Origin of the sequence: Chitinophaga sp. 22620, assembly GCF_052044405.1 — a bacterium.
In the GTDB taxonomy this organism is placed as follows: Bacteria; Bacteroidota; Bacteroidia; order Chitinophagales; family Chitinophagaceae; genus Chitinophaga.
The window spans coordinates 553,078-564,117 of sequence record NZ_JBQEMV010000002.1; the positions used below are offsets into that span (position 1 = coordinate 553,078).

Here is an 11,040-nt window from a genome sequence, read left to right on the forward strand (position 1 = left end):
TTAAAAAATAGCTTCGCAAAAAAGTTTTAATTTTAAAGAGAATTACTATTTTCAGACCCGGTTAACCGGATCATGACACGTTAGCTTCAGCCAAAGAATTGTAGAAGAATTTAAGCACAACCACGATCGACGCCGTTTTATCAACCTTAATCTTTTTATGTACAATAGCTATTCAGACGAGCAATTGTTATCGTTATTGCGGGATGGCGACGGTGCGGCTTTCAATACCATCTATGACCGGTACAGCAGGCCTTTGTACCTTTACATCCTGAGCAAGACGGACCGCGGGGAAACCAGCAAGGACGTGTTGCAGGACCTTTTTGCCACCCTATGGGAAAAACGCTGCGCGCTGGATATCCATCAATCCCTCCGTTCTTACCTGTACCAGTCCGTGCGCCACAAGATCATAGACCTTTACCGCAAAGACATTACCTACCGCAAATACCTCCAGCAGCTGATCGAGCATTTCGATGCGCAGCCGCATAACATTTCCGAGACCTACGATTACAAAGCCAAAGCCACCGAAGTGTTCGAAGCCATCAACCGGCTGCCTGAAAAAATGAAAGAGATATTTATGCTCAGCCGCTTCGAAAACCTTAGTATTGAACAGATTGCATGCCGTCTGGACCTTTCACAGCAAACGGTGAAGAACCAGATATCCAAAGCGCTTAAGATCCTCCGCACCCACTACACCCAAACGGACCTGCTGATGCTGGCCCTGGCCCTTTCCGTTCTCCGCTGAAAATTTCTTTTGATCCCGATGGTACTTTTCTGAAGCTGGCCCGACTTCCTTATATCACCAACTTCTAAAAACTTACCGCTGTGGATATTGAACAGATCAGGAAAGTCCTGGAGCGTTATACGCAGGGAAAATGTACCCGGGAAGAAATCCGCATTATAGAACAATGGTTTGCAAGCATTAACCAGCACCGCTCTGCCATGATAGAGGATGATTTCCTCCAGGAGCAGCTGGAGGAAGTACGTATGCGCATCCAGGAGCAGATCGCGTTGCCCGCAGCCCGGCCCCCGGCCCGCAGGCGCCGCCTCCGCGCATGGATCTACACCGGGGCCGCGGCCATGATCACAGGCGCCATCGCATTTACCCTGCTATATAAACCTATGCCTGCCACTCACCCGGTAAACCCGGGCCATCAGGCTGTACAATCCACCGTGGCTAAAACGAACAGGGTGATCAGGAACGGCTACGTAGAAATTTCCACCGCCAGAGGCTCCACGGAAAAGGTCGTACTGGCCGATGGTTCCACCATCATGGTAAACGCTTCTTCAAAGCTCCGTTACCCCGAACATTTCAATGGCGATACCCGCAGCATTTACCTGGAAGAAGGCGAGGCTTTCTTTAAAGTGGCCAGCGACCCGAAACGCCCGTTCATAGTACATTCCGGCAATATCGCCACCACTGCGCTGGGCACTTCCTTCAACATCCGCGCATACAGCCGCGAGCACCGCATTACCGTGGCGCTGCTGACCGGTAAAGTGAAAGTGGATCATGCGGAAACCCAGCAGCCCGTGATACTGCTGCCCAGCGAGCAGCTGAGCATAGACAAGCAGTCGATGGCCATGGCGAAATCTGTATTCGATAAGGAAGATGATATTATCGGCTGGAAGAACGGGTACATCGCCTTTAAAGATGCGAGCTACGACGAGGTGGCGACGGAACTGGAGAACCGCTATAATGTAACAGTGATCAACGAATCAGGCATTACAGAGTGGACTTATACGGGCTTTTTCAAAGATGAGAGCCTGCAGGAGATCATGGAAACCATTTGTTTGACCAAGAACATCAGCTACACGCTCAAGAACGACACAATATTCCTTACCCGCAAAAACTAGATGTATGAAAAAATGCCTACGCCTTGTTTCTCTGGTTTTGCTTGCGATGGCCATCACACTGGCGGCTCCTTACACCGCCAGTGCTCGTGCCGAGTCGCAGGACACCAAGAACGTCAGTATCACCATCCAGGTCAAGAACAAAAACATGGAGGATGTGTTTACTGAAATTTCTGCTAAAACAGGCCTCAGTTTCCATTACGACAAATCCGATCTGAATCTCAAAAAGAAGATTAACCTGAATTGCGTGAAGCTGCCTGTTGACGAGGTGCTTCAGTTGCTCACAGAACAAACCGGACTGAAATTTACGAGAAAAAGCAATAAGATCATAGTAAATCAGGAACAACATGCCGCCGGCTCCTTAACGACGGTTGCCCTGATGAGCGGCGCAGGCGTTCCCGAAAAGGACGTGCGCGGCACCGTAAAGGATGCCAACGGCAACCCGCTGCCGGGCGTGACCATCATGATAAAAAATACCAACCGGGGGACGCAGACCAACGCTACCGGTAACTACGTGCTGAATGCCAATCCAGGCGATATCCTGGTGATCCGTTTTCTGGGGTTTACCACCCAGGAAATAGCGGTGGGTGCAGGTGATGTGATCAACATTATGCTGACTGAAAACTCCCAGTCTCTGAGCGAGTTCGTGGTAACAGCGTTGGGTATTGAAAAGAAATCAAAAGAGCTTACATATTCTACACAACAACTGAGCAGCAGCGACTTAAGTCGTGTAAAAGACGCAAATGTGATCAATAGCCTGGCGGGTAAAGCGGCTGGTGTGACCATTAGCAGAAGCGCATCCGGCCTGGGCGGCACAGCCCGCGTGATCATGCGTGGGAATAAGTCCACCCGCGAAAACCAACCGTTGTACGTAATAGACGGGGTGCCAATGGCCAACTTTTCGCCGTCTCAACCTGCGAATGTGTACGGCCAGTCGTCAGACATCCAGTCTGGCGCAGGCCGGGATGGTGGAGACGGTATTTCCAATATCAACCCTGATGACATTGAAACTATCAACATCCTGAAAGGCGCGTCCGCTTCCGCCCTTTACGGCAGTCAGGCTGCCAACGGCGTGATCGTGATCACGACCAAGAAAGGTCGCGCCGGCAGGGCACGGATTGACGTAAGCTCAGATGCTACTTTTGAATCGCCTATGCTGAAACCGGACCTGCAGTACCGTTACGCGCAGTCGCCCTCTTCCTCCACGCCAGGCAGCAACCAGAGTTGGGGACCGAAGACGAATGCAAAAAAACATGTGGACGATTTTTTCAAAACAGGCGCTACGTATACTAACAGCCTGGCGCTGAGCGGAGGCAATGAAATAGCCCAGTCCTATTTCTCGTATTCCAACACCAGCAGCAAAGGCATTATGCCCACTGCGAAATTTAACCGCCATACTTTCAATTTCCGAGAAACGCTGAAGCTGTTGAACGATAAGCTGACCGCGGACGCCAATATCACCTTTCTGTCGCAGAAAGCGCACAACAGGCCCGGTACCGGTTTCTATTTCAATCCACTTACCGGCTTATACCTGTTTCCGCGCGGGTTGAACTTCGACAGTTACCGTGACAATTACACTTATTTCTCCCAAAAACGTAATACAGAACTGCAGAACTGGTGGAACATCAATTCAGATTCTAATTGGGCGGGCGATCCCGAGCAGCAAAACCCATACTGGATACAGCACCGGAACCTGCGCGACGAAAGCAGGACGCGCGGAATGGCTTCGCTGGCACTCAAATACCAGCTGCTTGACTGGCTGAGCGTGCAGGCACGCGGTAGCTTCGACAAAAGCTATGATGAATACGAGATGAAAGCGTATGCCAGCACCCAGGCCTCGCTGGCGCCACCGAATGGCAGGTATACCGTGGAAAAAGAATTTAACACACAACTATATGCTGACCTTATTTTCTCTGCGAACAAAAAGCTGAGCGAACAATTTAACCTGGCTGCTACTATCGGTACCAGCGTCATGGACCAGAAGATCAGGGACCGTAACCTTACCGATGTTGCTTTTGATGCTGCACGGGGCCTGGTGTATGCGAACAAATTCCAGATAACGAACATCGATCCGATGGCGCTTACCTCCATCCAGGGATTGGACCGCAAGCAGGTTCAGGCGTTGTTCGGCAGTGCGCAACTTGGCTTTAAAGACTATCTCTTCTTGGACCTGACCGGCCGCAACGACTGGTCCAGCACATTGGCTTTCACGCCGATCGCAGACAAGGGGTTCTTTTATTACTCAGCAGGCATTACCGGTGTGATCAGCGAAATGATGAGACTGCCGGAGGTGATCAATTTTGCAAAGGTGCGTTTCTCCTACGCCAAAGTAGGTAACGATATCGCGCCATACAACTCACGTCCTGCGGACTTCACTGTACGCATCACCGGCGGTGCACCGCAGTTGTTGCTGAACAACAGCGGGCCTTACCCCGGTACTTACCTGAAACCGGAAGACAACCGGTCTATTGAAGCTGGTTTTGATATCCACTTCTTCAAAGACCGCCTTTCCCTCGACATGACGTTCTATAAGAACAACAACTTCAGACAGTACATGGAAATACCCGCACCTTCAGGCTCCGAGTTCCTTACTTATTTCGTGAACCTCGGCAACATCCAAAACAAGGGTATCGAAGGCATGCTCACCGCCGTACCGGTTAAAGGCAAAGATTTTACGTGGACTTCCAACGTGAACTTCTCCACCAACCAGAACAAAGTAGTGAAACTCTCAGACGATGCTATTTCCGGTGCGGATCCCAGCAGCCGCTTTGTGCTCACTCAGTTCGGTTCCAACATGTTCGGCTCTTTTATACAGGAAGGCGGCTCATGGGGAGACATCTATACAAACCGTTCTCTGCGTTACACCAAAGACGGGGCAATGATCGTAGATAATACCGGTAAACCGATGGACAGCACCAGCGGATTCTATAACGTCGGCAACCCCAATCCGAAATTCAACCTGGGCTGGAACAACACTTTTGATTATAAGAATTTTTCTCTGACCTTCCTAATAGACGGTCGCTTTGGCGGTAAAGTAATGAGCATGACACAGGCTGTGCTGGACCAGTACGGTGTGAGCGAAGCGAGTGCGACGGCAAGAGACAACAACGGTGTGGACGTGAGGGCGGTGGACGAAGCCGGCAAAGCCGTGACCAAGATAGACGCGAACAAATATTACCTGGCCGTTGCCGGCCGTGCAGGCATAGGCAGCCTGTACATGTACGACGCTACAAACATACGCCTGCGGGAACTGGCTTTGAGCTATAGGATACCCGTTAAATCAAAGGTGATACGCAACCTCCAAGTGGCTGTGATCGGCCGGAACCTGTTTTTCCTGAAGAACGATGCGCCGTTTGATCCTGAAGTAAGCGCCGGCGGTGACAACAGGCTCCAGGGCATCGATGTATTCGGTCAGCCTGCAACACGCAGCATCGGAGCAAGCCTGAAAGTTGGATTCTAAAGCTTAGACAAGTATTTGACCAAAAAACTTACAAAGATGAGAACGTTCAAACTACAATATATCCGGAATCTCGCCATTGCAGGGCTTAGCGCTGTAGTAGCGCTTGCAGGTTGCACGAAGGATTTCGAGCGCATCAATACCAATCCTTACGGAGTGAGCGAAGATGATCTTAAAACGGATTTCCGCCTGATCGGCGAGCCGTTCAAACAGATACAAAACAGTATTTATGGCAATTCCCCCGGCTGGGTGATGCAGGTACAACAGAACCTGGAAGGTGATATCTGGAGCGGCTATATGGGCGTGCCCGGACCTTTCGGCAACGGAGGGAACAACAACTCTACCTACAATCTGATAGACGGATGGACGGTGGTGATGTGGGGCTGCGCATACGGTAACTACCCCGATGCCCCGAACCTGTCTGTTATGCCCGTAGCGCGCAGGATCGAGCAGTTGGCAGGAGAGGAGTTTAAAGATTTCAAGGCTTGGATGCAAATACTGAAAGTATTGGTAATGCAGCGCGTGAGCGACGTATATGGCCCCATCATCTACACAAAATACGGGGTGATCAACCCGGATAAAAGCATCGACTACGATTCCCAGAAAGACGCCTATTACGCGTTCTTCAAAGACCTTAATGATGCAATCGCCGTACTCACGCCATTGCGTACTTCTACCCTCAAGCCTTTCGAAAAGTTTGACCTGACTTACGACGGCAGCCACGGCGCCTGGCTGAAATTCGCCAACAGTCTCAGGTTACGCCTCGCCATCAGGATCGCAAAAGTGGACCCGGTGAAAGCAAAGGCTGAAGGCGAAGCAGCACTGTCTAATCCCGGCGGCCTGCTTACCACGGTTGCCGACATCGCGGCAGTGAACATTGCTCCGACGCCGAACCCTTACAACACTTACACCAGCGGGTACAACGATATCCGGATGGGCGCGCCCATGGAATCGATCCTGACCGGTTACAACGACCCCCGGATCAGCAAATATTTTGAGACTTCCTCCGCTGTGCCGGGTGTTTTTAAGGGTATTCGTACCGGTATCGCATTACCGGATAAGATCTATGCGGATTACTCCAAACTGGCGCCTATGCCCAGCAAAATGCAGCTGATGACCGCCGCTGAGGTATGGTTCCTGAAAGCTGAAGCTGCTCTTCGCGGATGGTCAGAAGCAGGCACCGCCAAAGATAACTACGAAGCAGGCGTTAGAGCTTCTTTCGAACAATACGAACTGTCTTCACGGGCGGATGCATACCTGGCTAACAATACAGCGAAGGCAGCGCCTTATGTGGATACAAAAAATGCCGTGAACAATGTGAATGCTGGAAATCCCACCCTCAGTACTGTCACCATTAGGTGGGAAGAAGGCGACGCCTTCGAGCGGAAGCTGGAAAGGATCATCACACAGAAATGGATCGCCGTATTCCCGGACGGGCAGGAAGCCTGGAGCGAATTCCGCAGAACGGGTTATCCGAAATTGTTTAAAGTGGTAGTGAATAATAGCGGTGGCAAAATACCCACCGACCTGTACATTCGCCGCGTCAACTTTGCATTCACAGAGTACGCGTCTAACCCGCTGGGTGTGCAAAGAGCAGTTACTTTACTAGGTGGACCAGACAACGGGGGAACCCGCCTCTGGTGGGACAAACCATAGCATTATAGACATAGCTCATCTAAGAATGACCGGCCGGCCCTTCTGGGCCGGCTTTTTTTATGCAAACCGTTTTCACCGGCATAAAAAAACGCAGGCCATGACAGCCTGCGCTTAAAAAAATATATGGTGTAAGGGATGTTACGCTTCCTTCAGCCTCAGTTCATTCTTATATTCCTTGGGCGTTTTCCCGACGATCTCTTTGAAGAAACGGTTGAAGTTGGAAAGGTTCTTAAACCCGCATGAATAGGCGATTTCGGCGATAGACCAGTCTTCCTCGGTAAGGCGTTTGCAGGCGTGGCCGATACGCACTTCGTTGAGGAATTGCACGAAAGATTTTTTGGTCCTGTTCTTGAAAAAGCGGCAGAAGCTCTGCGGGGAAAGGTTGGTGATGCTGGCAACGTCCTGCAGGGAAATTTCCTTGGAGAAATTGTTCATCACATATTTGAACACTTCGTCGATCTTATGGTTGTCTTTTACATTGTAGGCATGCGAATAGCCGGTGCTGGCGAGGTAGTAGCAGTCTTTGGTCTCGGAAAGGGTCTTGAGTATATGCAGCAGCGAAATAATGCGCTCCAGGCCGTCTTTTTTCGGCAGGGACAATATCTCGTCCTTCAGCTTCTCCTGCGTGTTGCCGATGATCTTCATTCCGCGCTGGGCACGGTGGAAGAGGTCTGTAAGCGCCTTGGTTTCAGGCAGGCCGTAAAATTTGTCGCCAAAGATGTCTTTAGGGAAATAGATCACCACTGAACGGGCTTTGAGCGATTCATCATTTTTATGATAGGCCTCGTCGTTGTACCACACATGCGGTATGTTAGGCCCCAGGAATACCATGTCGCCTACGTCAAAACTTTCAATGCTGTCTCCTACGATGCGTTTACCCTGGCTTTCAGTAACGTACACCAGCTCGCATTCGGGATGAAAATGGAAAGGTGTGTTGAAATAAGGATCGCAGCGTTCAATGATGGTGATCTGGTTGTCGGCAAAGGCCCCCACTTTTATCAGAATGGGTTTCATATTTGCTTCCTTGTTGGTTTAGTCCTATGAAAATATTAGCAGGTCGTAATTCCGCCATTTTGAATTCTATTTTGCCAAATTATTAAATTTCGGTTAAAAAAATACTAGTCGGCCCTATTTTCCCATAATATTTACGGGCCTTGAAAATTATGACCTGCGGTAAATATGCCCGGCCCGTTGCAGTGGCTGATTTGCCGTCAAAACCCACCCGCTGGCGGCATCCGGGCCGGGAATTCTTTTTTGTTTTATCGAATTTTCCGTACCTTGTTCATGCTAAATCGTTATAGCGCGTACGACCTATAATTCCATATGAAGGGTATATCAATCAAAGATATTGCGAAGCAAGCCGGCGTTTCTCCTACAACCGTATCGTTTGTACTGAACGGCAAGGCCAAAGAAAAACGCATCAGCGACCAGGTCAGCAAAAAGATCCTGAAGCTGGCAGCTAAGCTCAAGTATAAGCCGAACCAGCTGGCCAGGGGGCTCAGAACCGGCAAAACCAAGACCATCGGCCTTATCGTGGAAGATATCGCCAACCACTTCTTTGCTAACGTTGCTAAAATAGTGGAGGAAGAAGCGGATAAATTCGGCTATAAGGTGCTGTACGGTTCCACGGAAGACAATCTCATCAAAGCCCGCGGCCTGCTCGAAGTGCTGGAATACCGGCAGGTAGACGGCTACATTATCACGCCCACGCCCAACCTCGATAAGGAGATAGAAGTGCTGAAGAATTCCCGGAAACCCATGGTGCTGATGGACCGTTACCTGCCCCAGATACCCACCAACTACGTGATGGTGAACAACTTCCAGGGTTCATACGACGCGGCGGAATACCTGCTGGAACTGGGCTACCAGAAGATCGCGCTGGTTACCACCACCTCGGAACAGATACAGATGAAGGAGCGTTTCAACGGCTTCACGGCCGCCATGAAAGCCCACCGCGCCAGCCTTCCCCGCAAAATGTGCAAAAAGATACCTTTTGGGGCGAGCAAGGAAGAAGCAGTGGCCCAGATCATGGAGTTCATCAAAGGCCTGCCCGGGCTGGATGCGCTCTTTTTCACGACGAACTATCTCGGCATTTACGGTATCGAAAGCGTGAAGGAGCTGGGCTTGAAGATAGGGGAAGACGTTGCCCTCATCAGCTTCGACGATCACGATCTGTTCCGCCTGCATACCCCTGGCATCACCTGCGTGGCACAACCCATTCACGACATTGCCCGCAACGTGATACAGGTGCTCATGAACGAGCTGAACCAGCACAATAACCAGATCAACCAGGTGGTGCTGCCCGCAACCCTCATTAAACGGGAAAGCTGCCGTAAAAAGGCTAAAACAGTAGCTTAAAAGAAATTTCATAAATGAACTGAAGGCGGCGCCACAGGCGGCCGCCTTTTTCTTTTTGGCGGGCGGGATAAAACAGCACAAAAAAGACCGCCCCATCCCGGAGCGGTCTTTTTTGTGTGGGATAAAATTACCGGCCGGTCCACCAAACCGGCGTCGTGTAATTGTTGGCGGCTTTTACAGCCTGGAAATTCGCCGGGTTGTTGAGCTCTTCACTGGTGGGGTACACCGTTCTCTCCATCATCCGGATATTGCTCGGCGCTTTGCGCACCCTTGCGCCCAGCTCCTTCATCAGCCTGCGCGTATCTGCCCACAGCTCGTAAGGTTTGAGCATGTTGTAATGGATATACCGCTGGTCGTAGATCAGCCCGATCTTTTCAGTGCCCGCTGCGGCGTTGAACTCGGCCACTTTCTGATCCAGGAAGGTGTTGATCACCGCGTCTGAGGGCTTGGTGGCCTTGGAAGCGGGAATATAGCCGGGGTACAATTGGTCCGGGTTCAGGGCGTTGATCTCGTAATAGATATCAATGGACTCTTTGATGGCCGCGCGGTATTCGTCCGCCGCGGTGATCGTAAGGTCCGGCCAGCGCAGCTTCGCTTCTGCTTTCAGGAGATGTATCTCTGAAGAAGTAATGATCTGGTAAGGCATCCCGAAGTTACGCTCGAAGGTGGTGCGGTTGAAAAAAGACGGGTAGGTGGCCGCGAGATTGTTGGTCGTGATCTGGCCGGCAATGGCGGCTACATCCGGCGCCTCGGTGGGCATGGCGCTGTAGTTGCCGTCCTTGTCAGGCTGGAACAGCACGGGGATGCGCGGGTCGTTCGCAAAGCCGGGCTTGCGCATCAGGTTGAGCATGTTTGCCGGCACAAAGAGGCGCAGGGTCAGCCTTTCTGAAAGCGAACGGAAGATGAGCAGCTCCATGGCCCGGTCCGGCTGCCGGTCTACCAGCGTAATGGAAGTGGCCCTGTCCTTTGCATACACATCGTCTGCCAGCACTTCCTGGATGGTGCTTTTCGCCAGCTGGGGCATCACGTTCGTAAGGCGCAGCCCCAGGCGCATGCGCAGGCTGTTAACGAATATCCGCCATTTGGTGATGTCGCCGTTGAAATACACGTCGTTGCGGGGGAACTGCTGCTGGATGAAACTTCCATTCAGCGTGTATCCCTTCAGGTTAGTGGATATTTCTTTGAGGTTTGCCAGCATGGCCGGGTATATATCCGATTGTTTATCGAATTCGGGCGTGAAGTTAAGCTCCGCCCCCTGCATGGCCTTGGAGTAGGGTACATCGCCACAGATATCCGTCAGCTGGTGGTAGATATATTCTTTCACCGCGGCGCCCGTCCACATAAAGATCTCGTAATCCTTCTTGTCCTGCGCGGGCAGGGTGTTGTACAGCTGCTGCATGGCCGCATAGGAGCGCAGCTTGCTGTACGCGTCGCCATACGGGTCGTGCACCCAGGCAAAGCTGCTGGGCGCGCCGTCGTTCTGGAAGCCGCCGGAGCCCAGGATGGGATTGAGCGTGTTGAAATTATGGAACATTTCCCCGTAGGAATACCTGAAGACGCCTAGCTGCTGCTGGGTGTTGGTATAAAAACCTTCTATGGTAGGGTCGGTAAAACCATCAGGATCCAGGTAAAGGTCTTCCAGTTTGCTCTGGCAGGAAACGACCGATAGCAGCAGTAATCCGCTCAGTATATTGAATATGTTTTTCTTTTTCATGTTGTTC

7 protein-coding genes are annotated in these 11,040 nt (G+C 51.2%); 5 read left to right on the forward strand and 2 right to left on the reverse strand.

Annotation, left to right across the window (positions count from 1 at the left end; translation table 11 throughout):
* Nucleotides 1–157: 157 nt before the first annotated feature.
* The 4 genes from ACTJIK_RS12060 (at nt 158) to ACTJIK_RS12075 (ending at nt 6,961) form a co-directional block, all read left to right on the forward strand.
* Nucleotides 158–742: an RNA polymerase sigma factor gene (locus ACTJIK_RS12060; RefSeq protein WP_440646603.1), complete on the forward strand. Its 585-nt coding sequence runs from the start codon at nt 158–160 to the stop codon at nt 740–742.
* An 80-nt stretch (nt 743–822) separates the two neighbouring features.
* Nucleotides 823–1,851, forward strand: coding sequence for a FecR family protein (locus ACTJIK_RS12065; protein ID WP_440646604.1), 1,029 nt, complete (start codon nt 823–825; stop codon nt 1,849–1,851).
* A 4-nt stretch (nt 1,852–1,855) separates the two neighbouring features.
* Nucleotides 1,856–5,308 (forward strand): SusC/RagA family TonB-linked outer membrane protein, encoded by a 3,453-nt coding sequence (locus ACTJIK_RS12070; protein WP_440646605.1) that lies wholly within the window; start codon nt 1,856–1,858, stop codon nt 5,306–5,308.
* A 36-nt stretch (nt 5,309–5,344) separates the two neighbouring features.
* Nucleotides 5,345–6,961 (forward strand): RagB/SusD family nutrient uptake outer membrane protein, encoded by a 1,617-nt coding sequence (locus ACTJIK_RS12075; protein WP_440646606.1) that lies wholly within the window; start codon nt 5,345–5,347, stop codon nt 6,959–6,961.
* Between the two features lie 138 nt (nt 6,962–7,099).
* Here ACTJIK_RS12075 and ACTJIK_RS12080 read toward each other — a convergent pair whose 3' ends face one another.
* Nucleotides 7,100–7,975, reverse strand: coding sequence for an AraC family transcriptional regulator (locus ACTJIK_RS12080; protein ID WP_440646607.1), 876 nt, complete (start codon nt 7,973–7,975; stop codon nt 7,100–7,102).
* 309 nt (nt 7,976–8,284) lie between these two features.
* On the opposite strand from ACTJIK_RS12080, the gene ACTJIK_RS12085 reads away from it, so the two are divergent.
* Nucleotides 8,285–9,319 (forward strand): LacI family DNA-binding transcriptional regulator, encoded by a 1,035-nt coding sequence (locus ACTJIK_RS12085; protein WP_440646608.1) that lies wholly within the window; start codon nt 8,285–8,287, stop codon nt 9,317–9,319.
* A 127-nt stretch (nt 9,320–9,446) separates the two neighbouring features.
* On the opposite strand, the gene ACTJIK_RS12090 is transcribed toward ACTJIK_RS12085, so the two are convergent.
* On the reverse strand, nt 9,447–11,033 hold the full coding sequence (locus tag ACTJIK_RS12090) for a SusD/RagB family nutrient-binding outer membrane lipoprotein (RefSeq protein ID WP_440646609.1): 1,587 nt from the start codon (nt 11,031–11,033) through the stop codon (nt 9,447–9,449).
* Nucleotides 11,034–11,040: the final 7 nt, after the last annotated feature.

Bases quoted from the DNA above. Each gene is read 5' to 3' on its own strand.
- ACTJIK_RS12070 (WP_440646605.1), top strand. From the start codon at position 1,856: ATGAAAAAATGCCTACGCCTTGTTTCTCTGGTTTTGCTTGCGATGGCC.
- ACTJIK_RS12090 (WP_440646609.1), bottom strand. From the start codon at position 11,033: ATGAAAAAGAAAAACATATTCAATATACTGAGCGGATTACTGCTGCTA.
- ACTJIK_RS12060 (WP_440646603.1), top strand. From the start codon at position 158: ATGTACAATAGCTATTCAGACGAGCAATTGTTATCGTTATTGCGGGAT.
- ACTJIK_RS12080 (WP_440646607.1), bottom strand. From the start codon at position 7,975: ATGAAACCCATTCTGATAAAAGTGGGGGCCTTTGCCGACAACCAGATC.
- ACTJIK_RS12085 (WP_440646608.1), top strand. From the start codon at position 8,285: ATGAAGGGTATATCAATCAAAGATATTGCGAAGCAAGCCGGCGTTTCT.
- ACTJIK_RS12075 (WP_440646606.1), top strand. From the start codon at position 5,345: ATGAGAACGTTCAAACTACAATATATCCGGAATCTCGCCATTGCAGGG.